The sequence below is a fragment of the Pedococcus dokdonensis genome (assembly GCF_900104525.1).
Lineage (GTDB): Bacteria > Actinomycetota > Actinomycetes > Actinomycetales > Dermatophilaceae > Pedococcus > Pedococcus dokdonensis.
Window position 1 is genome coordinate 1,850,975 of sequence record NZ_LT629711.1, and the last position, 25,209, is coordinate 1,876,183.

Sequence of the window (25,209 nt, forward strand, 5' to 3'; positions counted from 1 at the left end):
GCCATGTCGCCCGCCACGCGTCCGCGTGACCTTCCTCCCACCCTGGGCATGACCCTCGTCGACGGTGGCGCCGAGTTCGCCGTCTACGCAGGTCATGCCGACTCGGTGGACGTCTGCCTCTTCGACACGGGTGACCACGAGGGCCGTTCGGAGCGTCGCGTCCCGTTGACCGAGCGCACCCACGGCATCTGGTACGGCTTCCTGCCCGGGGTCGGGCCCGGCCAGCGGTACGGCCTCCGCGCGGACGGTCCGTGGCGCCCGGCCGAGGGCCTGCGCTACAACCCCGCGAAGCTGCTGCTCGACCCCTACGCCCGCGCCGTCGAGGGCGAGGTCTCGTGGACGCCGGCGGTGTTCGCGCACCGCGTCGACGACCGCCTCAAGGGTGACGACCTCGTGCGCAGCGGCAAGGACAGCGCCGGATCCGTGCCGCGCTGCGTCGTCGTGGACGAGTCCTTCGACTGGGGCGACGACCAGCCCCCGCACACCCCGCTGGCTGACACGGTGGTCTACGAGGCCCACGTGCGCAGCCTCACCATGCAGCACCCGGAAGTGCCCCAGCACCTGCGTGGCACGTATGCCGGCCTGTGCCACCCGTCCGTGATCGCGCACCTCAAGGCGCTGGGCGTGACCGCGGTGGAGCTGCTCCCCGTGCAGGCGTTCGCCTCGGAGCCGGAGGTGGTCCAGCGCGGCCTGACGAACTACTGGGGCTACAACACGCTGGGCTTCTTCGCCCCCCACTCGCTCTACGCCTCCACCGACGACCCCCAGGGCGCGCTGGACGAGTTCAAGGGGATGGTGCGGCTGCTGCACGCCGAGGGCATCGAGGTGCTGCTCGACGTCGTCTACAACCACACCGCCGAACAGTCGGGTCGCACGGGGGCGTCGCTGTCGTGGCGCGGACTCGACAACCGGGCCTACTACCGGCTGGACGAGCGTGGCCAGGACATCGATGTGACCGGCTGCGGCAACACCCTCGACCTGCGGCACGCGATGGTCTGTCGGATGGTGCTCGACTCGTTGCGCTACTGGGTGAACGAGTGCCACGTCGACGGCTTCCGGTTCGACCTCGCCGTCGCCCTGGGGCGGGGGCAGAACGACGACTACGACCCCAACCACCCGTTCCTCGTGGCGCTGCGCACCGACCCGGTGCTGTCGCGGGTGAAGCTCATCGCCGAGCCGTGGGACGTCGGGATGCACGGCTGGCGCACCGGCCAGTTCCCCCCGCCGTTCACCGAGTGGAACGACCGGTTCCGCGACTCGGTGCGCACCTTCTGGCTCGACGACCTCAAGGCCCAGTCCGCCGGCCACCACCAGGGGCACGGCGTGCGCGAGCTCGCCACCCGGATGGCTGGGTCGCAGGACCTCTTCGGGTCGCGCGACCGCGGACCGGTCGCCTCGGTGAACTTCGTGGCCGCGCACGACGGCTTCACGACGAGTGACCTCACCCGCTACAACGCCAAGCACAACGGCCCCAACGGCGAGGGCAACCGCGACGGCAGCGACAACAACCGCTCGTGGAACCACGGTGTCGAGGGCCCGGACACCGGCCTCGCGGAGCCCGAGGTCGAGGAGGTCAGGCGCCGGTCGGTCCGCAACCTGCTCGGCGCGACCCTGCTCGCGACCGGAGTCCCGATGCTCAACGCCGGCGACGAGTTCGGCCGCAGCCAGGGCGGCAACAACAACCCCTACTGCCAGGACAACGAGACCTCGTGGTTCGACTGGGACCTCGACCCGTGGCAGCAGGACCTGCTCGCGACGACCCGGTTCCTCACTCGGCTGCGGGCCGACCACCCCGTGCTGCGCCAGCGCACCTTCTTCACCGGGCGCGAGGTGCACGAGGACGGTTCGACCGACCTCGCGTGGTTCGACCTCGACGGCGCGACGATGGAGAACGGTCGCTGGGAGGACCCGGCCACCCGCACCCTGCAGATGCTGCTCAACGGCGCCTGGGTCGGACACGCCTCCCTGCTCGTGGTGCTGCACGGCTCGCCCGAGGCCGGCAAGGTGACCCTGCCGACGGTGCCCGGGCTCACGGCATACCAGCTGCTCTGGGACTCGACCGACGAGCGACCCGGCGCGCCCGGGGAGCTCACCCTCCCCGGCCCGGTCGAGGTCGGCCCCACCTGCATCCGGGTCTACCGGGCAGCGGACCCGACCTGACCGGCTAGTCCGCCGGCGGGCCGAACCACCGCGCCAGGGCCGCGTCGAGCCCGTCCGCAGTGCCCTCGCCGACCCAGGCGACGTGGCCGTCGGGCCGGACCAGCACCGCACGGGGGGTCGGGACCGGTCCGATCACCGGGAGCACCCAGTCGTCGGAGGTCTCGGCACGGACCACGTCGACCCGGTCCCGCCAGCGCGTCACGTCGAGGACGCCCGGCTCGCCCAGGTCGAGCAGCACCGGGCGCGCGGCGTGGAGCAGCTCGAAGGCACGGCGTGGTCCGTTCGCGGTCACGAGGTCGAGGTCGGGCACCCGCCGGCCGAGCAGCGGATGTCCCTCGCCGCCTCCGGCACCGAGGTCGTAGGCGACGTCCAGGCCGGACAGCAGCCCGGCGAGCTGGGCCCGCGGACCCGGCGAGCCCAGCACCTCGGCGAAGGTGGCGCGGACGGCCTCGGTGCGGGCGTCGCCCTTCTGGAGCAGCGCCTGCGTCACGACGTTGTGCAGGACCCGGGCGGTCGCCGGGTGCCGCTCGGTGAAGTAGGTGTCGAGCAGGTCCGGCTGGGCGACACCGTGGGCGACCTGGGCGAGCTTCCAGCCGAGGTTCACGGCGTCCTGGACGCCGAGCCCGATGCCCTGGCCACCCGTCGGCGGATGGACGTGGGCCGCGTCGCCGGCGATGAGCACCCGACCGGACCGGTAGGCCGTGGCCTGCGACGTGGCGTCGGTGAACCTCGAGAGCCAGGCCGGGTCGCGGACCCCGAAGTCGGTGCCGTAGACGGCGACCAGCGCCGCGCGGAGGTCGGCGGGTGTCGGCTCGGTGGCGGGCCCGAGCTCGCGCTCGGTGACGACGAACCCGACCGTCTGGCCGTCCACGACGTTGATGCCGTGGATGCCGATGTCGTCCTGGCGCAGGCCCGTGACGGGGTCCTGCGTCACCTCCGCCTCGCCGATCAGGTGGCTTCGAGTCGCCGGCGCGCCGACCATCTCGAGGCCAGCGGCGCGACGGACGATGCTGCGTCCGCCGTCCGCCCCGACGAGGTATGCCGTGTGCAGCCGCCCGCCGTCCGCGAGGGCCACGTCCACCCCGGCGTCGTCCTGGGTCAGTCCCCGGACCTCGACCCCGAACCGGACCGCGACCCCCAGCTCTGCCACCCACTCGCGCAGGATGCGTTCGACGTGGCCCTGCGAGAGGCCGAGCGTGTAGTTGTGGCGGGACGGGAGGGCACCGACGTCGAGCGGGATGCCGGCGAAGCTCATGGCCTGAAAGGTGTTGCCCTCGTTGAGGAACCGCTCGGCGATGCCGCGCTGGTCGAACAGCTCGACGGTACGGGCGTGGAACCCGCGCGCGCGGGTGCCGACCAGGTCTGGCGTCTGACGGCGCTCGAGGACGACGACCGGCACTCCTGCCAGGGCCAGCTCGCCCGCCAGCATCAGCCCCGTCGGCCCGGCCCCGACCACCGTGACCGGCGTCGAGCCACCGAGCTGATCACTCACTGCGCTGACGTCACTCGTGTCACTCATGGCGCTCCCGATCATGCCAGTCCGGAGTCGTTGCCGGTCGGCCATCGGTCACGGCACGGTCTCTCGTCGATCACTCCCCGGTCACGCCTCCCGCCCTACGGACACGAAAGACCATCGGCACGGTCACGTCCCGGTAACCATCGCTGCGCCCGGAAACCATTCGCTCCTACCTTCGGTCCAACGCACATCCGGGGACCTCGCCCCGGGCCGATGCAAGGGGGCACCACGATGGCAGCACCGAGAGTCCGCAGGGTCGTCAGCACCGTCGCCGTGGCAGCGCTCCTCGCAGCCACCGTCGCGGCGTGCGGGGGCGGAGGCAGCGACGGGGCCTCCGCCGAACGGAACCGCAACGGGAGCACCTACGGCGGAAAAGCCAATGGCAGCAACGGGAATGGCAACAACGGCAGCGGTCGCCCGCAGCAGGTCCAGCCCGGACCGAACGGGGGTCAGTACGTCTCCCCTGACGAGCCCATGCCCCCGGACGACGACCGGACCAGCCGCGAGCCGGTCATGACCGATCCCCGCGAGGACGCGCTCTCCACGTTCGCGCTGGACATCGACACCGGGTCCTACACGCGGTTCCGCGACGCCGTGAACCAGGGCTCCTCGGCCGTCGCCAGCGAGGTGCGCACCGAGGAGTTCGTCAACTACTTCGAGCAGGGCTATGCCACTCCCCGCGAGGGTCTCGACGTGAGCATCGACGCAGCCGCACTGCCGTTCCGCGCCGGTCACCGGCTGGTCCGGGTCGGTGTGAGCAGTGCGGCAGCAGACTCCGAGACCCGGCGCGACGCCGACCTCGTGCTGGTCGTGGACTGCTCGGGGTCGATGAGCCAGGACAACAAGATGGAGACGACCAAGTCCGCCCTGCACATCCTGACCGGGTCCTTGCGCTCGTCGGATCGCGTTGCGATGGTGTGCTATTCGACCGAGGCGGCGGTCGCCCTCGAGCCCACTCGTGCGTCCGACCGCCGCGCCATCGACCGGGCGATCGACTCGCTGCACCCCCAGGCGTCGACCAATGCCGAGGCGGGTCTCTCGCTCGGCTACGACCTCGCCCAGTCGATGCACGGCGAGGGGCGGATGTCCCGAGTCATCCTGGTCAGCGACGGCGTCGCCAACGTCGGCGCCACCGGCCCCGGGCAGATCCTCGAACGGATCAGCACGCAGGCCCGCGCCGGCACCAGCCTGATCTCGGTGGGCGTCGGCATCGCGGACTACAACGACCACCTGCTCGAGCAGCTCGCCGACCGCGGCGACGGCTGGCACGTCTACATCGACGACGCCACCGAGGCCGAACGGGTCTTCGCCACCGGCCTGACCGGCTCGCTGGTGGTGGCCGGCCGCGACGCCAAGGCCCAGGTGGAGTTCGACCCGGCCCAGGTCAAGGGCTACCGGCTGCTCGGGTACGAGAACCGCGACGTGGCCGACCAGGACTTCCGCAACGACGCCGTCGACGGCGGAGAGGTCTTCGCCGGACACACCACGACCGCCTTGTATGACGTCGAGCTGCGCAACGGAGCCGGCGACGGGTCGTTCGTGACGGCCACGGTGCGCTACCAGGACGACCGTGGACGTCCGGTCGAGCGCACCCGCCAGCTGCGCGACTCGGAGTGCGCGCGCCGGCTCGACCAGGCGTCACCGCGGCTGCGCCAGGACCTGGTCGTCGCCATGCTGGCCGACCACCTCACCGACGGCCCGTGGTCCGGATGGGTCAGCGCCGACACGCTGCGCGAAGAGGCTGCCGCCCTGCCCGACCTGCTGGACGGGGACAACGACGTCGCCGAGCTGGCCCGGCTCGTCGACCAGGCCACGACCTGATCGACGTGCGGCACGGTGGCCCGGCCCGAACGGGGCGGGGCGACCGCGCCGAGCCGACCGCCTGGACCCCGGCCGCGCCCGAAAACCTCGGCAGCGCCGTCGGGGTCCTCGGTAGCCTCCCCCGGATGAGCCCAGCCCACGACCAGGTCACCGACCCAGCCCACGACCAGGTCACCGACCCAGCCCACGACCAGGTCACCGACCCAGCCCACGACCAGGTCAGCGACCGAGCCAGCGAGGCGGCGGCGGACCTCGGGCCGGCGCCGCAGCGGCTGACCGTGACCGTCGAGGACGTGAGCCGGCTGGTGGCGGGGCAGTTCCCGCAGTGGTCGCACCTGCCGGTCGCCCCTGTCGTCCGGGGTGGCTGGGACAACGTCACCTTCCACCTCGGGGACGACCTGCTGGTGCGGCTGCCGAGCGCGACTCCCTACTCCCTCGCCGTCGAGAAGGAGCACCGCTGGCTGCCGGCCCTCGCAGCGCAGCTTCCCGTCCGGATCCCCACGCCCAGAGGGCTCGGCCGTCCGACCGACGACTACCCGCTGCCCTGGTCGGTCTACGGCTGGATCGCCGGCACACGACCGTCGCGGGCCCACCTCGCCGACCCGGTCGGGCTCGCCGACGACCTGGCCGGGTTCCTCGTGGCCCTGCGCGCGGTCGACCCCACCGGCGGACCGCGGCCCGGCGTGCACAACTGGTACCGCGGCGGCTCGCTGCGCACCTTCGACGACATCGCCCGACGCGCGATGGCCGACCTCGACGGCGAGCTCGACGTCGTGCTCGTGACCGAGGCCTGGGAGGACTCCCTCGCTGCGCCCTGGGATGGCGTGGACACGTGGTTCCACGGCGACGTCGCCGACGGGAACCTCCTCGTCGACGAGCAGGGCCGGCTCGTCGGCGTCATCGACTTCGGGACCTGCGGCGTGGGCGACCCCTCCTGTGACCTGGCGATCGCCTGGACCCTGCTCGACAAACCCGGTCGGCGGCTCTTGCGCGACCGGCTCGCCGTCGACGACGCGTCGTGGGCGCGCGGACGCGGCTGGGCCCTGTGGAAGGCGCTGCAGAACCTGTCGGGGGCCCTCGCCGACGGTGACCCCGGGGACGACGCCGACGACGCCGAGGTGGTCCAGCTCCGTGAGATCGTGACCGCCATCGTGGACGATTACTCCAGGAGCTGAGCCGGACTGCCGCGCTCCCGGGTGAGCCAGTGGTCGTAGGCGCCGACGGTGAGGTCCCACTGCACGCGGGCAGCGCCGGTGTCGGTGTGGTCGACGAGCTGGGCGTGGTAGCCGTGCCGGTGGACGATGGTGTGGTGTCGCCCGCACAGCAGCGCGGCGTTCGACAGGTCAGTGGCGCCGCCGTCGGCCCAGTGCTGCAGGTGGTGCCCGTCGCACCAGGACGCGGGGACGGTGCAGTCGGGGTAGGTGCATCCTCCGTCGCGCAACCACATCGCCCTGAGCTGGGCCGAGCTGAACAGGCGAAACCGGCGGCCCAGGTCCAGGAGCTGCCGGTCCGTGCCGAGGACGACCGGGATGACTCCTGCGTCGCACGCGACCCGGCGGGCATCCTCGGGAGCGATCAGCGTCCCCGCCGCGCCCGACGCCACCACCGTGGCGGAGCTCGTGCGCTGCACCAGGTCGTCGAGGGCGACGGTGACGAACAGCTCGGCCTTCGGCGTGGTCGCGACCCCGTCAGCGGATGCGACGCCACGCCGGACCACCTCGAGCAGGGCGTCCATCCGCCGCTGCCCGGACGGGCGCAGGTCGGGTGCACCGTCGACCGGACGTGGTGCGGACAGGCCCTGCACGGCGGCCTCGATCACCGCCATCGCTTCGGCGTCGACGACCATCGTGTACTCGAACAACCCGTCGCCCGCCGAGCCACCGCCGGCAGGACCCCACACCCCGCTGGGCTGCGACAGGCACCGCAGCTCACGGACCCGGTCGGCGTCGGCCTGGAGCTCCCCAGGCTGCCCGTACCTCGCGACCAGCCGCTCCCGCAGCCCGCGGACGTCCTTCGGCCGGCCCCACGACGCGACCTCGACCAGTCCCGCCAGCACCGCGGGCTCGGCGCCGTCGGCCAGCCGCGGGGCGAGCCGGTCCAGCTCCTCGACCACCACCTGGGCGGTCACCAACGGCACCCGGCCGGCCCGCACCTCCCTTGTCAGCGCGGCATACCGGTCGTCCGCGGCGGCTTCGGCCACCCGAACGACGCGCGCGGAGCCACCGGCCTTCAGTGCCGGGGAACGGTCCAGCAGCCACGCCGACGCGCCCGACCGGCCGCTGCCGGCCTCTCCGCGCTCGACCGCCTCGGCCACGGTGTCGACCTGCGCGGACTCGGCCCGCACCCGCAGCTCGTCCAGCAGGGACGCGAACTCGCCCAGCTGGTCGCCACCAGCGGCCCACAGCTCCCCGTCGATGCCGATCAGCGCCTCGCACGCAGCCGCCACCGCGGCGCGGCGCGCTCCGAACGTCATCCCCCCAGCCATGCACCAAACCTACACGGCACCCCTGACAGCCCGGTGATGCCGAATTCCCTTGGCAGACAATCGAATACGGTGCCGATACGGCATCAGTTGTCAACAGGCGCACGCAGCCCAGCCACCCATCCACAGGTGGCGTCTGGCAGGATCACGAACGTGCTGAGAGTGACGGTTCGTGGGGGCGGCCTGCGCCGCACCGTGCTCGGTTCGGGCGAGACCCTGCTCGTGGGCCGCGCGCCGGCGACCGTCCTCGCCGAGAGCGACGCCGTCGACCAGCTGCGTCACACCACCCTCGAGCTGCCTGACGCGGCAGCCCACGTCTCCCGGGTGGTCGCCGAGGTGGTCGTCGGCGAGGAGGTGGTGCGGCTGCGCTGGCACGGCTCCACCGAGGCCCAGCTGTCGAGCCTCTTCGACGCGCCGGGCGGCGCCCGCCGGGTGGCCCTCGGCACCGGCATGTCCGCGCTCCTCGACGAGGGCGAGAACCAGCTGCTGCTCCTCCGCGGCCGCGCCGACGCGGGTGGCAGCTTCTCCGACCTGACCCTCGACATCGAGGTCGACCAGCCGGCGCCCGACGAGCAGCCACCCCCGCCGCCACTCCCCCGACCCGTCGACGCGACCGCGACCGCTCCCGCCCCGGGTCTCGAGCCGTGGTCGAAGGAGTGGTTCGTGGCGCTCGCCCTCGCCGAGCCCTGGCTGACCGGCCTCGACGACTACCCGCGACCGCCGTCGAACCGCGAGATCTACGAGCGGGTCCGGGAGTGGCACGGCTACGCCTGGAACCTCGAGCGCCCGCAGCGGGTCGACGAGTCCATCCGCGCCGTCGCCGCCCTCGCCTTCGGCGCTGGCGACGACCCGTTCACGACCGGCACCGGTCGGGTCCAGAACGTCAGGTATGCCGTGGGGCTGCGAGCCGCCGAGACCCGCCTCGTGACCGCGGCTGACCTTGCAGGCGTCCGAGCCAAGGCTGCGGCCAGAGGCTTCAAGGAGTCCTGAGGCACGCTTGACATCCGTTGCGCTGCAACGGTTTCGAGCAGATCTCGCGCGCCACGCCAGACCGTCGGTGCGGCTCTCGAGAAACCGACAAGGTGGAAGTTTCCACCCCACTCGGCACAGACAGCGCCAGTCCGCCCCGCCTACCTTCCTCGTCAAGCGACACGACGAAGGAGGAGCGACGATGACCTACGACCGCAGCCGGTTCTACGGGATGGACCCCGACGAGGCCGAGCAAGGCTCTCGGCAGATGAACGAGGGCGCCGCGCAGGTGCGCGGGATGGTGGACCAGATCTCCGCGCTGTTGGGCGAGGTCGTCTGGGAGGGCGCGGACTCGCAGCGCTTCCTCGGCGACTGGGACGGCAGCCTCCGCCCCGAGCTCCACCGCGCGATGACGAACCTCCAGCAGAACGCCGACGAGCTCGGTCGCCGGGCGCAGCTGCAGCGGCAGGCGAGCAGCTGATGCCCGGCTTCCAGGGCGCGGACGTCGACGGGCTCGACCGCACCGCACAGACGATGCTCGATGCGTCGGAGGCCGCCACCGCTGTGGCCACGGCCCTCCAGGCCATCGTCGCGGCGCTCGAGGCGATGTCGTGGACGGGGTTCGCGGCCGCGCTCGCCGCCTACCTCAAGGGGGTCGTGATCCCCTGGGTGAAGGCCACCGCCGCGGCACTGAAGGCGTTCGGCCAGATCCTGCAGCTCGCGAGCAGCAGCCAGCGCGAGACCAGTGGGGACCGTCCGGTCGTCACCACCGGCGGCGGCAGCTACCAGACCCCGCAGCTGCCCACCGTCTCCGCCGCGAACGGCCCGACCATCGCGACCATCGAGATCCGCATCACCAACGGCCAGACCGGCCAGGGCTCAGGCGTGCAGGTCACCACCCCGACACTGCCCGGGCAGGTCACCGCCACCCCCCTCACCTCGGGCGGCACCGGAGCCGGCGTCGCCCCGACCACGCCGGTCGCGACCCCCGGCGGCAGCGGTCTCTCGACCGGCGCGCCCTCCGGGAGCAGCGACGGTGCGACCACACCCTCGGCCCCGAGCCCGGTCACCGTGGGATCCGGTTCGCTGGGATCCGGTTCCGGTTCCGGCTCCGGCGCGACCGGCGGCGCTGGCGCGGCCGGCGCCGGCACGGGATCCAGCGGGTGGGGCGGCAGCATCGGCGTCACGAGCCGACCCGACGGCGGCCTCGACGTGCAGGGCAGCTTCCACGGCACCATCGGGGCGACCCGACCGGCACCACGACGCCGACCGTGCCGATCTCGGGGCACACCAGTCTCGGCGGTGGGGTCACCAGCAGCGGCGACACCCCCGCAGGCACCGGAGCGGGCCTCAACGGCGCGCTCCTCGCGGCACCGCTCGGCCTCGCCGGACTGGGGGCAGCCGCCCTCGGTGGCCGCGGCGCGACGACGACCGGCGCGACGACGACCGGCGGCGACGACGCGGGCACCACGCCCGCCACCGGTACTGGAGGCACGACCGGCGGCGCCCCGACGGATGGCACCGGCAGCGCGACCACAGGCACCCCCACCGGCACGGACGGCGCCAGCGGCACCACGGGTGGCGAGCCCGCCGACGAGTCCGGTTGGCGGGTGCTGGCCGCCAGCGACGGAGCCGGGCACGTGAGCTTCTCGCTGGTTCCCGACACCGACACGGTCCCGACCGCCCTCGACGCCGGCACCACCGGCGCCCAGGCGCCACGGATTCTGGGTTGGTTCGACGGCGACGGTGACTACGGCTTCGTGGCCGACGACCTCGTCTTCACCACCCCTGCCGGCCAGGTCACGATCGACCACCTCACCCTCCAGGGCACCGTCGCCGACGACCTGGCCGTGGCCACCGCCGTCCGCGGCTGGTGGGCGCAGGCCCTCACCGAGGGCGCCGCCGGTGCGACCCCGGTCACCACCACCCCCAGCACCCCCGCCCCGACCCCCGCGCTCGTTGCGGCCCCGTAGGAGGACTTCATGACTGCCATCGCCGAGTACCCGAGCATGCTGCTCCCGGCCGCTCCCCCGTTCCGGCTCGAGGTGCCCGAGGGCTTCATCGCCCATGCCGCACCGCACGCCCTGGCCATGGTGCGGCGGGCCGACGGCTCGCGGGCCACGACCGAGCACGTCACGGTCACCTCCGAGCTGGTGCAGGCTGGCTCGTCCGCGCAGGACCTCGTCAGCGGCCTGGTCGCCGCCCACCCCACTGCGACCGTCGTCGAGGCGAGCGTGGGCGGCGACGCAACAGCCCGGGCCATCGTCTCGAGATCCGTTGCGGGACAGCAGGTCCACCAGTCCGTCGCCGTGCACGTCATGCCCACCAGGTATGCCGGCGACGTCACCACCGCGCTGACCGTCGTCGGCACCTGGCCCGAGCACGACGAGGACGCCGAGCGGACGATCCGTGGCGTGCAGGACTCGTTGCGCGTCGAGTCGCTGGGGGCTGACGGGGCTGAGCGCCACCAGCCGACCAGCACCACCGACCAGCACCACTGACCAGACCGACCAGCACCACCGACCAGACCGACCAGCACCACCGCAGGCACACACCATCGCAACAACCACACCATCGCAACAACCACAGAAAGAGGGACACACCATGAGCACCAACATCCAGGGGATGGACGTCGAGGCCGCCTTCAACCTCGTGCGGCTGATGACCACCGACGCCGAGCAGATCGACTCCCTGTCACGCAACCTCACCACCCAGCTGCACGGCACCACGTGGTACGGCAACGACGCCAACACGTTCCGTGGCGACTGGGACGGCCAGTACGTGCCGACCCTGCAGGCCATCACCAACGCCCTGCGCGAGAACGCCACGACGCTGCAGCGCCAGGCCGAGGACCAGGTCGCGGCGTCCAGCTGACCAGCCCGCGGGCGGCAGGAGTCCTTCGGTGGGCCCTGCCGCCCGCGACGTGCACCAGGGCAGAGAGCCGGCCAGCCGGCATACCCGAGAAGCGTTGGAGGACCACGGACATGTGGCGACTGAGCATCCTGCCCGCACCCGAGAGCGGCCTCGAGCCGTGCGACGTCGTGGTGCGCGCCGGTTCCGAAGCTGACGTCGCCGACCTGGCTCGCGCGCTCGGCCGCCACCTCGGCGGCGAGCGCCGCACGGCTCCGCTGCTGGCCCCGACGACCGACGGTCGTCCCTGGCCGGCCAGCCAGCGGCTCGACACCTGCGGGCTCAGGCACGGCAGCGTCGTGAACGTCACCACCGTCGGCGCGGACTGGCTCGACCGCCCTGCCGCCCGGCGCACCCCGGTCGCCACCCTGCGGGTGGTGGCCGGGCCCGACGCCGGCACCGAGGTGGCCCTGGAGGGCCAGTCGGTGAGCATCGGCCGGGCGGCGGCGTGCACGGTGCGGCTGAGCGACCCCCTCGTCTCCCGTTCGCACGCGCGGATCCTGGTGAGTGCCAGGCCGGTCGTCACCGACGAGGGGTCGGCCCACGGCACCACCGTCGGCGGGCGTCCGGTGCGGCGCGCGGAGAACGTCGAGTGGGGAGAGCCGGTCACGCTCGGCGGCACCACCCTCGTGCTCGAGCAGGGGGCAGGCGCCACCGCCACCGAGGTCTCCGTGGTGCGACCACCGCGTCTCGGCGAAGCGCTCCCGGTCGCCGAGCTGGACCTGCCGTCGCCTCCGCAGGCCCCGCGTCCGCGCCAGCTGCCGTGGGCCATGGTCGTCATGCCGCTGGTGCTGGGGATGGGGATGTTCGCGACGACCCGGAGCCGCTACGCGCTGATGTACGTGGCGGTCTGGCCGGTGATGATGCTGACCACCCACTGGATGCAGTCGCGCCAGCAGCGCAAGGAGCACCAGGCCGAGGTCGCGGCCTGGCGGGCCGAGGTGTCCGAGGTGTTCGCGACGCTCGACGACGCGGCCCGGGTGCAGCGACAGCGCCTCGACGCGGACGAGCCCCGCACTGCGGACCTTCGCTCGATCGCCGTCTCGGCAGAGAGCCGGCTGTGGCAGCGGCAGCGTCGGCACGACGACTTCCTCACCGTCACCACGGGCCGCGGGCCGGTGCCCGCGTCGTGCACGGCCAAGCCGGCCCGCAGCGGTGACCGGATCCTGCGGCAGGAGGTCAACGGCGCCCTCGCCGCACGAGCCCTGCTGCCCGACCTCCCGGTCCGGGTCCGGCTGGCCGAGCTGGCCTGCGTCGCCCTGGCGGCGAGCACCGACGAGGTGCGCCATGACGCCCTGCGAGCCCTGGTCACCCGACTCGCGGTGACGCACTCCCCCGCCGACCTGGCCTTCGCCGCGGTCCTGTCGCCGGCGAGCCGGCACGTCGAGACCTGGCTGCGGTGGCTGCCGCACACCGGTCGCCGGATCGACGGCTTGGCCCCGGTCGCCGTGGGGTCCGGCGAGGGCCTCACGCTCTTGCAGCAGGCCGTGGTCGACACGTCGTTCACCGGCGACCTCGTGATCCTCGTGGACCAGGCCGCCGGTGTGCCGGTGCGGGCCGTGGAGGCCCTGGTGGCCCAGGCGACCGCCCCGCAAACCCAGACCACCGCCGTGGCAGCGCCCAGCGGCGCCCAGGCCAGGCCGAGGGTGCACGTCCTGTGGTTCGGCACCTCGGCCGACTCGGCACCACCGTCGAGTGGTGCGGTGCTCACCGCCGACGGCGATCCCTGCGTGGCGCTGGGCGACCGCGGTGGAGTCACCCCGCTCACCGAGGTCGACCGCCTCGACCTGGCCACCGCGTGGCACGTCGCCCGCACCCTCAACGCCTGCCGCGACGAGGCGGCCCTGGTGCCCCCCGAGTCCGCGATGCCCGACGTCGTCCGGCTGACCGACCTGGGCGGGGACCTGCACGATCCCGGCGACACCGACGGGGTGCTGGCGCGGTGGGCGGCGAGCCGCGGGCTGCGGGCCCAGCTCGGCGCCGGCGCCGACGGTGTGGTGACCATCGACCTGCGCGAGGACGGCCCGCACGGGCTGGTGGCCGGGACCACCGGTTCGGGCAAGAGCGAGCTGCTGCAGACGCTGATCTGCTCGCTGGCGGTCAACAACCCGCCGAGCCGGATCACCTTCCTGCTGGTCGACTACAAGGGCGGGGCGGCGTTCCGCGAGTGCGCCGACCTGCCCCACAGCGTCGGTTACATCACCGACCTCACGCCCGCCCTGGTGCAGCGTGCGCTGGTCTCGCTGCACGCCGAGCTCACGACCCGCGAGCACCTGCTCGAGCGCTACGGTGCCAAGGACCTCGTCGCCCTCGAGCGCTCCCACCCCGAGGTGGCACCGCCCTCGCTCCTCATCTGTGTCGACGAGTTCGCCGCCCTGACCTCCGAGGTGCCGGAGTTCGTCGACGGGATGGTGAGCATCGCCCAGCGGGGCCGGTCGCTGGGCATGCACATGCTGCTCGCCACCCAACGCCCGGCCGGCGTCGTCACCCCGCAGATCAAGGCCAACACCGACCTGCGCATCGCCCTGCGCATCGCCTCGGAGGAGGACTCGCACGACGTGATCGACGCCCCGGACGCGGCCCGCCTGTCGCGGCGCACCCCCGGGCGGGCCTGGGTGCGCCGCACCGGGCACGGCACCACCGAGCTGGTCCAGGTCGCGTATGCCGGTGCCCGCGAACGGATGCGCGCGGCTGAGGAGCCCGTGCAGGTCGACGCCTTCAGCGCCTGCTCGGCGGAGCCCACGGCGAGCTCGGCGCCCACCGACCGCGAGACCACCGACCTCCACCCGCGCTCCGACCTGGACCGGCTCGTGACGGCGATCGGCGACGCCTTCGCCCGCAGCGGGACCGCCGCGCCACGCAAGCCGTGGCTGCCGGCCCTGCCCGAGGAGGTCCAGCTCGACGGATCGCGCGGTGTCAGCCTCACGACCAGTGACGGCGTGCAGCCGGTTGTCGGCCGTGGTGACGGCGAAGTGGTGATCGGTCTCATCGACCGGCCCGCGCAGCAGACCCAGCAGCCGCTCGTCGTCGACTACGCGAAGAACGGCCACCTGCTCGTCTTCGGCTCGTCCGGTTCGGGCAAGACCGAGACGCTGCGCACCATCGCCGTGAGCGCTTCGGCCGGACCGGGCGAGCCTGCGCCCTATGTCTACGCCCTCGACTGCGGCGGTGGGGGTCTGTCGGTGCTGTCACCGCTGTCCAGCGTCGGCGCCGTCGTGCCCGAGCAGACCCTCGACCGCTGCCTGCGACTGATCCGGATGGTGCACCGCACCGTCGTCGACCGCAACGCCACGCTGGCCGCGCACGGAGCCGCCGACCTGGCCGGTCTCGCAGCCGCCGGCGCACCCCTGCCCCGTATCCATCTGCTCATCGACAACCTCCCCGCCCTCGTCGACGCGGTCGAGCGGGGAGGCGCCGCCCGACGAGGCCACGTCGACCTGCTCCTCCAGGTGCTGCAGGAGGGGCGGCGCTGCGGCGTCCACGTCTCGGCCACCACGCCGCAACGGGTCGGGCTGCCCGCCGCGATGATGGCCTGCTTCGCCCAGCGGCTAGTCCTGCGGATGACCGTCGACGACGACTACGCCATGCTCGGCGCCCCGGTCGGCGTGGTCGACCGCGACAGTGCGCCCGGCCGGGGCCTGCACGGCGGCAGCGAGGTGCAGGTCGCCACCGTCGGAGGCGCCGGCACCCCGGAGCAGTCCGAGCGGCTCGCCGTCGTCGAGCGCGGCATCGCGCCCCGGTATGCCGGGCGGCCGGCTGTCGACGTGGCCGCCATGCCGGGGCGGTTGCCGACCTCGGCGCTGCCCGCGGGCGAGGCAGCCCGGCTGTGCGTCGCGGTGGAGGCCGACTTCGTGGGTGGGGTCTGGCTCGACCTGCGGGAGGGCCCGGTCACCGTGTTCGGTCGCCCGCGCAGCGGTCGGACCGGCTTCCTGCGGGCGGTGGCGGAGCTGGCCCGCCGCTCCGAGCACCCGCCGGCCCGGGTCGTGCTCGTCGGCCCGCGCGCAGCCGACAGCGCCGACGACCCGGTCTTCGACCTCGTCGCCGCCCAACCGGGCGAGGTCCTGGCTGCCCTCGACTCGCTGGCCGCACCCGCCACCGCACCGGCTGCCGACGACTGGACCCTGCTGCTGGTCGACGACGCCCACGAGTGGGAGCGGGGTGCCGAGGCGTCCGGCGTCGGGACCGGCGTCGGGACCGGCCTCGGGACCGGCGTCGGGACCGGCGTCGTGACCGGCCCGGGAAGAGGCGGAAGTTTCCGGGACATTTGTGACGCACTGGCGGCTAGCATCACGACTGCGCAGGAACAGGGCACTGCGGTCGTCCTCACCGGAGACCCCGACGAGGCACGAGCGAGGCAACACCTGGCGGGTCCCGTGCGGGCCGCCCGGCAGGGACGTCGCACGGTGCTGTTGTCGCCGGACCTCGCCGACGGAGCACTCGCATCGGTGATGATCCCGGGGACCACCTTGGAACCCACCGCAGGGGTGGGACGAGGCGTGCTCTGCGTCGGAGGACAGGTGCAGGTGGTGCAGCTCGCCACCGCACCGGCCGCAACGTCAGAGATGGGGGCCTGAGATGGCACGTCGAGGTTGGCGAGGGTGGACCGGCGCAGCCGGACGAGCCTGGGAGAAGGGTGCCGTCGAGGTCGGCGCCGTCGCCGTGGCCGCGTCGCTGCTCGTGGGCGCCGTGGCCGGCCAGGGGCTCGCCAGCGTGGCGCTCGACGTCGCGGACGGTCTCACCTGGCTGCCCGACAACGCCACCGGACAGGTCGTCCAGGTCAACCCGAGCACGGGCGCTCCCCAGGCGCGGCTGCAGCTCGGCGGGGCCGGCAGCGACCTGCAGATCAACCAGCGCGACGGACGCCTCCTCGTCACCGACGGGGCCACCGGTCAGGTGAGCTCGATCAACCTCGCGACGTTGCTGGCCAGTGGTCGGCGCTCAGCCGCGCCCGGCGGCCACACCAAGCTCCTCGTCGGCGCAGGACGGGTCTACCTCGTCGACCTCGACCAGGGCTCGCTGCGACGGGTCGACCCGATCACCCTCACCGACCTGGGCAGCGAGCTGCGGGTCGGCAAGCTGGCCGACGCGGTCATCGACGGAGGCGGCACGATCTGGCTCGCGCAGGCCGACGGCCGGGTCGTCTCGGTGCGCTGGTCCGACGCGGCGGACCGCTTCATCGGCCAGCAGGACCACCCCGTGAAGGGCGCCGGCCCCGGCACGCGGCTGGTGGCCCACCCGCGGGGGGTCACGGCCTTCGGACCGGACGGCGGGGTGGTCGTGCAGATCGGCACGAACTCCGACGTCGCCGTCGCCCTGCCCGACCTGCGTGGTGACATCGAGGCCGCCTCGGAGTCGCCGTCCTCGCTGGTCGCTGCCGCCGCGACCGACCTCGGCCGGGTGGTGCTGCTCTCCGGCGGCCAGGCGCACGAGCTCAGCCTGAGCGACCTCGGCTGCTCGGCCCCGCAGAAGCCCACCGTGTTCGGGGGCAAGGTCTACGTGCCGTGCGGGGGCGCCGGGCGCGTCGTCGTGCTCGGCCCCGACGGACGACGGGCCTCCCCTGACATCCTCACCGCGGACCGCCAGACCCCCACCCTGGTCGTGGACGACGGGCGCCTCGTCGTCTCGACGCCCGGTGCGGCCACCGGTGTCGTCGTGGACCCGAACGGCGCCAGCCACACCATCAAGCTCAAGGACGAGACCGTCCCGGTGCGCCAGGTCGACACGCCCCCGCCGCCGCCGGTGATCCCGCCGGTGCCGCCGGCCCTGGTGCAACCCACCCCCACCCCGTCCGCCTCGCGACCGCCGGAGTCGCCCAAGCCGACGAGCACCGACCGGCCGCAGGGCTCGCAGGGTTCCGGCGGCAGCTCGGGCAACGGCCAGGGCACTGGCGGCGACGGGCCGCCGGTCGGCACGCCCTCGGGCACCCCCACCGGCTCCACCCCGGGCAGCGGTCCCGAGGCCGTCACCGCTGTCATGGCCACCGCACGCAGCAACGGCGAGGTCACCGTCGTCTGGACCCCCGGCCCCAGCAAGGTCGACGGCTACACCGTCACCCCGGTGGGCGGCGGGCTCAGCACCTCCGCCCCCGGCGATGCCACGACGGCCCAGGTCATCGGGCTCCAGGCCGGCCGCACCGTCTCCTTCGTGGTCACGGCGGTCAAGGGGCGGGCTTCGACGGCGTCGCGTCCCAGCAACGAGGTGACCGTCGCCGGAGGCGCCACCCCGACGCCCACGCCCACCCCGACGCCCACCCCCACACCGACGCCCACTCCTGAGCCGACGCCGACCCCCACACCCACACCGACTCCCACTCCGACTCCCACTCCGACACCGACCCCCACGACCGACCAGGTGCCCGCGGCGGGGGCCGCCGTCGTGACGAACGTCTACGAGTCCGGCTACAGCATCGGCGACCCGATCTACGCCGAGATCGGCGGCGCCTGGGCGAGCCACCCCGGCACCTGCGCGATCGTCAAGACCGTCAACGGCGCTGCTCCCGTCACCGTCGCCATGAGTGGCTGCGGCGCCCAGACCGTGCAGGTCGGCACGATGATGCGGATGGGCAAGGAGTACACCATCGCGGTCCGTGCCACGAGCGTCGACGGCACGCGCACCGCTGACTCCGCGACCCAGACCTACTACGCCGAGGGCACCGGATCCTGTTACAGCGCACCGGCATCCTTCGTCCCGGAGGAAGGGCTGCCTGAGGGCTTCCTTGCCCTCGAGGTGATCTCGACGCCCGCCCTGCCGCCCTGCGACTGCGGTGGCACCACCGGTCGGATCTGCCCGGTGACCCCGTCGGTCGGCCCCGCTGCGGGCACGGTCCCGGGTGGCACCGACGGCCGCTTCGCCTGGGCCGGGGCGCTCTTCGGTGGGGCCGCCCTGCTCCGCACGCTCCGGCTGCGAGGTCGGGGACGGGTCGAGGGCGCGGACGACCCGACCGGCCGCCCCGCGGCATACCGACCACGACCCGACCTGTCCGGAGGCCGACGACCATGACCACGCGAGCATGACCACGACCGCGGGAGCCGCTCCCATGACCGAGGCGGAGGTCGCGGCGTTCCGCCAGCTGCACAGCCAGGTCGTCGACGCCGTCGAGGGCGCCGTCCACGGCAAGCGCGCCGTGGTCGAGCTCGTCGTGATGACGATGTTCGCGGGCGGTCACGTGCTGCTCGAGGACGTGCCCGGCACCGGCAAGACCACGCTCGCCCGCGCGGTCGCGGGGGCGCTCGGGGGCAAGTCGAGCCGCGTGCAGTTCACCCCCGACCTGCTCCCGAGCGATGTCACCGGCACCACGGTGTACGACCAGCACTCCGGCGAGATCCGGTTCCGCGAGGGCCCCGTCTTCAGCCACGTCGTCCTGGCCGACGAGATCAACCGGGCCGCCGCCAAGACCCAGTCGGCGCTGCTGGAGGTGATGGAGGAGCACACCGTCACCGTCGACGGGGTCCCCCACCCCGTGCCCACGCCGTTCCTCGTCGTCGCGACCCAGAACCCCGTGGACCTGGACGGCACCTACCGTCTCCCCGAGGCCCAGCTCGACCGGTTCATGATCCGCACGACGATCGGCTACCCCGACAGCGAGTTCGAGATCGGGGTGCTGCGCCCGGGGACCGGGGCCGGCAACGTCTCGGCCGTCGCCACGGTCACCGACCCCGAGACCGTCGCGCGCCACACCGAGCAGCTCGCCCGGCTGCACGTCGCCGACGAGATCCTGCGCTATGTCAGGGCGCTCGGCGCCGCCACGCGGGCCGACGCGCGGCTGCGGATGGGGGCCAGCACCCGTGGCTTGCGCTCCCTCGTGCGGGCCGCGCAGGTGCACGCCGCGGCGCAGGGTCGGCACTTCGTCGTCCCCAATGACGTGCAGCGGCTGGCCGGACCGGTGCTCTCGCACCGCGTGATCGTGCACCGCGACGTGGCCGTCGGCGGGACCACCGGCGCTGACGTCGTGGGCGAGATCGTCGAGACCACCGCGGTGCCGCGGCCCAGCGCGGGCTGACCCGTGGCGACGGACCCGGGGACCGGCGAAGTCGCCCGCACCCGGCCGGGGGTGCGCGGCGCGACGGTGCGCCGGCCGGGGGTGCGCGGCGCGACGGTGCGCCCCAGCGCCCGGGGCTGGGTGGTGCTGGCGACGGGGGCAGTGCTTACGGTGGCGGGTGTGTCGGCTGGTTACCCCACCGTGCGCGGGCTCGGCCTGGCCCTGCTCGCCCTCGAGGTGGTCAGCCTCGCGAGCGTCCTGCTGCGGCTGCCCGTCTCCGTGCACCGGACGATCGCGCCGTCGAGGGTGGCGCGGCTCGACCCGTGCCAGGGCCGGCTCGCCCTGACCAGCTCGTCCGGGCGGTTCGGAGTCAGCCTCGACGCGCAGGACCGGGTCGGTGGGCGCCCGGTCGACATCGACGTGCCCTGGCTCGCGCCAGGAGAGACGCGCGAGGTCGTCTTCGACCTCCCCACCGAACGCATGGGCCGCCTCGCCATCGGCCCGATGACGCTGCGCCGCAACGGTTTTGCGGGGTTGTGGCTCCGCGTCATGGATCTCGGCGACACCCGCGACCTCCTCGTCACGCCTCAGCTGCACCGTTGCACGGGCGTGCCCTCGGGCCTCACCCGCGGACATGCCGGGGCCGACGAACGCGTCGAGCGGGGCGGCACCGACCTCACCGGCCTGCGCGAGTACGTCCCCGGCGACGACCTCCGTCGGCTGCACTGGGCCACGACGGCGCGCACCGGCACCCTGATGATCCGCGAGGACAGCGACCCGTCCCGCGCCCACCTCACCGTCCTCGTCGACGACTCCCCGGCCAGCACCCGCGAGCCGGGCGACCTCGACGAGATGGCCGACGTCGCCGCCAGCCTGCTGCGCGCCGCGGTGGCCGACGGCAACCCGTGTCGGCTCGTCTCGATCAGCGGTCGGGCCGACGTCGACCTGCCCGCCGGCATCGGGGTGGCGGTCGACCCGGTCGGGGTGCTCGAGCCGGCCCTGGTCGCCCTGTGCGACCTGGCCGCCGAGATCGGTCCGCAGCAGCCCGCGATCCCCGCCCTGCACGGCACCGATGTGCTCGTGGTGGTCGGTAGCCGGCACAGCGACCGCACCCGCCTCGCGACCATCGCCGGTGGTCTGCGGCCGACACTGCTGCTCGTCGACCCGACTGCCGAGGCGCCCATCACGTGGGCGGCAGGCGCAGCCACCCTGTCGGGCGCCCGGGCCCGCGACGTGCTGGCGACCTGGGACGCGGTGCGGTCGTGACCCGTCCCCTGGCTGCCCGGCTGCTCTGGTGCGTCGCCCTCCTGACGACGGCCGCACTCGCCTTCACGCCCGCCTACTCCGGGCGCCTCCTCGGGCTCCCCGTCCTCGCCCCGCTCGTGGTCCTGGCGACGTGCGTCGCCGGTCTGCTCGCGGTCGCCACTGCCGCCCTGCGGCTGCCGCGCTGGAGCGCCGCCCTGGCCACCTCGATCCTCACGACGGTGGCGCTCTCCCTCGCCACCCCCGACCTGCTCGACGCCCTGCCCCGCCTGCTCACCGCGCCGCGCCCGGCACCGGCCGCCGCGGCATACCTGGCTCCGGTGCTGGCCGTCGTGTTCGTGCTGTCCGTCGTCGCCACCCTCGCCGAGACCCGCGCCCGCGCCTCGGCGGGCGTGCCGGTCGCCGTGGCGGCCGCCCTCTACCTCCTCGCCGCGCTGCTCACCGCCGGCCGCGCCGACGGATCCGGCCTGCTCGCCCTGGTCCTCCTCGTCACCGCCGTCGGTGGCTGGACCCTCCTGCCCCGGTCTGCCGACGGCGGGGTCACCCGGTCCCCGCGCCGACCCCGGGGTGCGGCGGTGCGGGCAGGTGTCGCGGCGCTCGCCGCCGCCGCCGTCGTGGCCCCGCTCGCCGCGCTCGGGAGCCCTGGTGCCGACGCGTTCGAGCCGCGCAGCCTGGTGCACACCCCGCGGCAGGAGGCGCAGGTGCTCAGCCCCCTGCCGATGCTGCCCGTCTGGGCGGACCAGAGCGACCTGCCCCTGGTGCGGGTCGACGGCACCGCGCCGGGTCGGCTGGTGCTCGCGGTGCTGCCGGACTTCGACGGGGCGACGTGGAGCAACCGCGGACGGTTCACCGTCCCGGGCGCAGAGCCGGTCGCCGACCTGCCGGCGGGGGCCGACCAGCTCCCCTACTCCGTGACCGTGCACGTCGACACGCTCACCGGGGGCTGGGTCCCGTCGGCCGGTCACCCCACGAGCATCGACCTCGACGACCTGCGGGTCGACGCCGACTCGGGCGCCCTGGTCAGCCTGGGCGGGTTGCGGGAGGGCCAGTCCTACCGCCTCTCGGGCCGGGTGGGTGCCGCCGACGACGCCACCCTCGCAGCCGCAGCCGTGCCCACGCAGGCGCTCGCCGCGCGCTACCTGCGGACCCCGCAGCTGCCTCGCGCCTTCGGCGACTACGCACGGACCGGGGTGGCGAAGGCGACCTCGCGGCTGGAGCAGGCCGTGGCGCTCGAGGAGCTGGTGCGCTCGGGACGGGCCTTCAGCCCCAAGGCCCCCAGCGGGTCGTCCTACGCCCAGCTCACCCAGTTCCTCTTTCCCAGCAGGGGCAGCTCGATCGGCACGAGCGAGCAGTTCGCCGCGTCCTACGTCGTGCTGGCGCGGTCGATCGGGCTCCCCTCCCGGCTGGTGGTCGGCCTCCAGGTGCCGTCGGGTGCGAGCAGTCCCGTGACCCTCACCGGCGGTGACGTGCTGGCCTGGCCCGAGGTGTACTTCAGCGACCTCGGCTGGGTGCCCTTCGACCCGACCCCCACGCAGACCGGCGCGGCCCGCAGCGCACCTCGGCAGGAGGTGCTCGACCGCCTCGGCGAGTCGGCGAAGCCTGCCGACGACGGCACCGACGCCCTGCGCCCGGGCCCCGGCCCCGGTGCCGGGGAGGAGGGCCAGCGCCCTTCGGTGACCCACCGCCTGGCGCTGCTGGGCTCCGGGCTCGGAGCGCTGGTGCTCCTCGGCCTGCTGGTCCTCGCAGTCGGTCGCACCCGACGGCGCACCCGGTTGCGGCGGCTCGGGGCACTGGGAGCGTGGCAGCACCAGGTCGACGCACTGGTCCTGGCCGGCACCCCGCCCAGGGGGCCCGAGTCGGCCGCCGACGTCACCGCCCGGATCACCGCGACGCACCCCCGGCTCGCCGAGTCAGGCCTGCCGGTGAGCCTGCTCGAGCGGGCCGAGCGGGCTGCCTACGCCCCCACCACCCCGGACGCCCACACCAGCCCCCCGCCAGCTGCCCCGGGGTCCGACGACTCCTGGGCGCAGGCGGTCGCGATCACGACGGCGATCCGCCGAGCCGCTCCCTGGTGGCGCAGGGCCGTCTGGCACCTCGACCCCCGGGTGCTGCGGGGCAGACGGTCGCGCTGACGGGGTCGCGGCAGAGGTCAGTTGCGCTGGACACAGGCGGGCGCGGTGGCTCCGCCGTCCTGCACGCCGTCCACGAACACCAGGGCGGCGACCTGCACGCAGACCTTCGTGGCCGCCGGGTCGAGTCCCTCGAGGCTGAACGACGTCGAGCCCTTCGCGACCTGGACCACGTTGTTCTGCCGGCCGCCGGTCACGTCGACGACGAGGAACTGCGCCCGGCCACCGGTCTGGTCCTTCCAGGTGAGCTCGAGCGCCGACCCCTTGTCGGTGAGCTGCAGGTCAGTGGGGGCCAGGTCGGGGTTGCCGATGTCGTAGGCCTGGCTGGTCACCGAGCCGGTCGGCGCCGTCGAGACGGTCGGCACCGGGGCGGCGGTGACCTTCGTGGTGCTGCTCGCTGCGGGCGTTCCCCCGGAGCCACCGGCGACCTTCGCGACGATCCCGACGGTCAGGCCGAGCAGGAGCGCGACCACCGCGACCGCGAGCACCCGGAACCGGGACCGGGACCCGTCCCCGTCGTGGCCACCGGCACCGTCGACCGCGCCGGCCGGTGGGCGCCCCGCGTCCCCCGTCGCGTCGGCGTCCAGCGGCGCCCGACCGGTCGGCTCGGCGTCCGTGCTCGCAGGCCCGGCCCGGTCGGCCCGCTCGGCCCGGTCGGCGCGCTCGGGTGCGAGATGAGCCATCGCCGACGTGGCGGGCAACGGCTGGGCGGTGGCGAGGGCTGCGGGAGCTGGCGGCTCGACGGGACCACCGGGCGTGCCGGGTGGCACTGCCTCCGCGTGGACGGCGGCCGGGTCGGCCCCGGTCGGGACAGCGGGAGCCTCGACCGAGGAAGCGGGTGCGGCTGCGGCTGCGGCTGCGGCTGCGGGAGCCTCGACCGAGGAAGCGGCTGCGGCTGCGGCTGCGGCTGCCGGAGCCTCGACCGAGGCAGGATCGGCGGCGGGTACGGCGCGGTCAGCCACCGGGGCTGCCGGAGCCACGGGCAGCGGGGCCGGCGCGGGGTCGGCCCGGGTGGGTGCGGCCCCGGGCTGCCACGCCCACTGCTCGCTCGACAGCACCCCCAGCTGCTGGCGCAGGACCGCCATCGAGGGTCGCTGCGCCGGGTCGGCCGACAGGCAGCCGTCGAGCAGCTCGGCCAGCGAGGGCGGCACGTCGTCGCGGCGCAGCACCCGCCGCTCGCCGCGGCGCACCCGCCCGAGGTACGCCAGCGCCGTGTCGTCGGCCGGGTCGTCGGTGGCGAACGGAGCCCGCCCGTCGAGCAGGGTGAACACGGTGGAGCCCAGCGACCAGATGTCGTCGGCTGCCGTCGGGGGCCGGCCGTCGAGCACCTGCGGCGAGGCGTGCCGGTAGGAGAACCGCTCGAGCGATGCGGTGTGACCCGCGTCGGCCATCCGCGCGATCCCGAAGTCGGCGAGCACGTAGGACGTGGGCAGCACCAGCACGTTCTGGGGTTTGACGTCCCGGTGCAGGACGCCGTGGCTGTGCGCGAAGTCGAGGGCGTCGGCGACGGCCGAGGCCGCCTTGACCACGTCGGCCACCGGCAGGGGCCCGGTGGCGGCCAGGCGGTCGTGCAGCGAGCCGAGCTCGTGGTACTCCATCACGATCGCCGCCCGGCCGTCGGCGGTCGTGCCGGTGTCGAGGACGGTGACGATGTGGGGGTGCTGGCGCCCGAGCCCGAGCGTGATCTCGAGCTCGCGGCTGAACCGTGCGCCGCTCGAGGACGCCTCGACGTCGACGGTCTTGACGGCCACGTGCCGGTCGAGCGCGTTCTGCCTGGCTCGGTAGACCACGCTGTCGCCACCGCGGGCGATCTCGACGAAGTCGCTGTAGCCGGCCAGCCCGATGCCGACCTCGCCCGACGCGGGCGCAGGGGGCGCCCACGCGCTGTCGGGCACGCTCGAGCCGTGGACCCCCTCACTCATGGGCACATCATGCCCGAACGGACGAACCCACACGTCTGCGACTCCGGGGCCTTGACCAG

17 protein-coding genes are annotated in these 25,209 nt (G+C 74.0%); 14 read left to right on the forward strand and 3 right to left on the reverse strand.

Features of this window, described 5'->3' with window-relative positions; all coding sequences use genetic code 11:
- Window positions 1–3: 3 nt before the first annotated feature.
- Window positions 4–2,160: a glycogen debranching protein GlgX gene (glgX, locus tag BLQ34_RS08880; protein WP_091784202.1), complete on the forward strand. Its 2,157-nt coding sequence runs from the start codon at window positions 4–6 to the stop codon at window positions 2,158–2,160.
- Window positions 2,161–2,164: 4 nt separating this feature from the next.
- On the opposite strand, the gene BLQ34_RS08885 is transcribed toward glgX, so the two are convergent.
- A complete protein-coding gene (locus BLQ34_RS08885) occupies window positions 2,165–3,679 on the reverse strand; it encodes an FAD-dependent monooxygenase (protein ID WP_091789656.1) in 1,515 nt (504 codons plus the stop codon).
- 228 nt (window positions 3,680–3,907) lie between these two features.
- Between BLQ34_RS08885 and BLQ34_RS08890 the strand changes: the two genes are divergently transcribed.
- Window positions 3,908–5,497 (forward strand): vWA domain-containing protein, encoded by a 1,590-nt coding sequence (locus BLQ34_RS08890; RefSeq protein ID WP_172829379.1) that lies wholly within the window; start codon window positions 3,908–3,910, stop codon window positions 5,495–5,497.
- 125 nt (window positions 5,498–5,622) lie between these two features.
- Window positions 5,623–6,672, forward strand: a complete 1,050-nt coding sequence (locus BLQ34_RS08895; RefSeq protein ID WP_091789658.1) for an aminoglycoside phosphotransferase family protein — start codon at window positions 5,623–5,625, stop codon at window positions 6,670–6,672.
- Here BLQ34_RS08895 and BLQ34_RS08900 read toward each other — a convergent pair.
- Window positions 6,657–7,982: an HNH endonuclease signature motif containing protein gene (locus tag BLQ34_RS08900; protein WP_091784208.1), complete on the reverse strand. Its 1,326-nt coding sequence runs from the start codon at window positions 7,980–7,982 to the stop codon at window positions 6,657–6,659. The genes BLQ34_RS08895 and BLQ34_RS08900 overlap by 16 nt on opposite strands.
- A gap of 150 nt (window positions 7,983–8,132) precedes the next feature.
- On the opposite strand from BLQ34_RS08900, the gene BLQ34_RS08905 reads away from it, so the two are divergent.
- The 11 genes from BLQ34_RS08905 (at window position 8,133) to BLQ34_RS08955 (ending at window position 23,231) form a co-directional block, all read left to right on the forward strand.
- Window positions 8,133–8,969 carry a hypothetical protein gene (locus BLQ34_RS08905; RefSeq protein WP_231961514.1) on the forward strand — a complete coding sequence of 279 codons (837 nt, stop codon included), beginning with the start codon at window positions 8,133–8,135 and terminating at the stop codon, window positions 8,967–8,969.
- A 181-nt stretch (window positions 8,970–9,150) separates the two neighbouring features.
- On the forward strand, window positions 9,151–9,429 hold the full coding sequence (locus BLQ34_RS08910; protein ID WP_091784211.1) for a WXG100 family type VII secretion target: 279 nt from the start codon (window positions 9,151–9,153) through the stop codon (window positions 9,427–9,429).
- On the forward strand, window positions 9,429–10,592 hold the full coding sequence (locus BLQ34_RS08915) for a hypothetical protein (RefSeq protein WP_091784214.1): 1,164 nt from the start codon (window positions 9,429–9,431) through the stop codon (window positions 10,590–10,592). Before BLQ34_RS08910 ends, BLQ34_RS08915 begins: the two co-directional genes overlap by 1 nt.
- A complete protein-coding gene (locus tag BLQ34_RS08920; protein ID WP_157692956.1) occupies window positions 10,589–10,921 on the forward strand; it encodes a hypothetical protein in 333 nt (110 codons plus the stop codon). The genes BLQ34_RS08915 and BLQ34_RS08920 overlap by 4 nt, the downstream gene beginning before the upstream one ends.
- A gap of 9 nt (window positions 10,922–10,930) precedes the next feature.
- Window positions 10,931–11,449, forward strand: coding sequence for a hypothetical protein (locus BLQ34_RS08925; RefSeq protein WP_091784220.1), 519 nt, complete (start codon window positions 10,931–10,933; stop codon window positions 11,447–11,449).
- Window positions 11,450–11,552: 103 nt separating this feature from the next.
- Window positions 11,553–11,822: a hypothetical protein gene (locus BLQ34_RS08930; RefSeq protein ID WP_231961515.1), complete on the forward strand. Its 270-nt coding sequence runs from the start codon at window positions 11,553–11,555 to the stop codon at window positions 11,820–11,822.
- Between the two features lie 110 nt (window positions 11,823–11,932).
- On the forward strand, window positions 11,933–16,432 hold the full coding sequence (locus tag BLQ34_RS08935; RefSeq protein ID WP_091784241.1) for an FtsK/SpoIIIE domain-containing protein: 4,500 nt from the start codon (window positions 11,933–11,935) through the stop codon (window positions 16,430–16,432).
- Window position 16,433: 1 nt separating this feature from the next.
- The gene (locus tag BLQ34_RS19130) at window positions 16,434–18,857 is read left to right on the forward strand and encodes an NHL repeat-containing protein (protein WP_091784243.1); all 2,424 of its coding nucleotides are present in this window, start codon (window positions 16,434–16,436) and stop codon (window positions 18,855–18,857) included.
- Between the two features lie 10 nt (window positions 18,858–18,867).
- On the forward strand, window positions 18,868–19,857 hold the full coding sequence (locus BLQ34_RS08945; protein ID WP_091789671.1) for an AAA family ATPase: 990 nt from the start codon (window positions 18,868–18,870) through the stop codon (window positions 19,855–19,857).
- 159 nt (window positions 19,858–20,016) lie between these two features.
- The gene (locus BLQ34_RS08950; protein ID WP_157692957.1) at window positions 20,017–21,102 is read left to right on the forward strand and encodes a DUF58 domain-containing protein; all 1,086 of its coding nucleotides are present in this window, start codon (window positions 20,017–20,019) and stop codon (window positions 21,100–21,102) included.
- Entirely contained in the window at window positions 21,099–23,231 is a 2,133-nt protein-coding gene (locus BLQ34_RS08955) for a DUF3488 and transglutaminase-like domain-containing protein (protein WP_157692958.1), read from the forward strand. The genes BLQ34_RS08950 and BLQ34_RS08955 overlap by 4 nt, the downstream gene beginning before the upstream one ends.
- A gap of 17 nt (window positions 23,232–23,248) precedes the next feature.
- On the opposite strand, the gene BLQ34_RS08960 is transcribed toward BLQ34_RS08955, so the two are convergent.
- A complete protein-coding gene (locus BLQ34_RS08960) occupies window positions 23,249–25,150 on the reverse strand; it encodes a serine/threonine-protein kinase (RefSeq protein ID WP_091784251.1) in 1,902 nt (633 codons plus the stop codon).
- Between the last annotated feature and the right edge of the window lie 59 nt (window positions 25,151–25,209).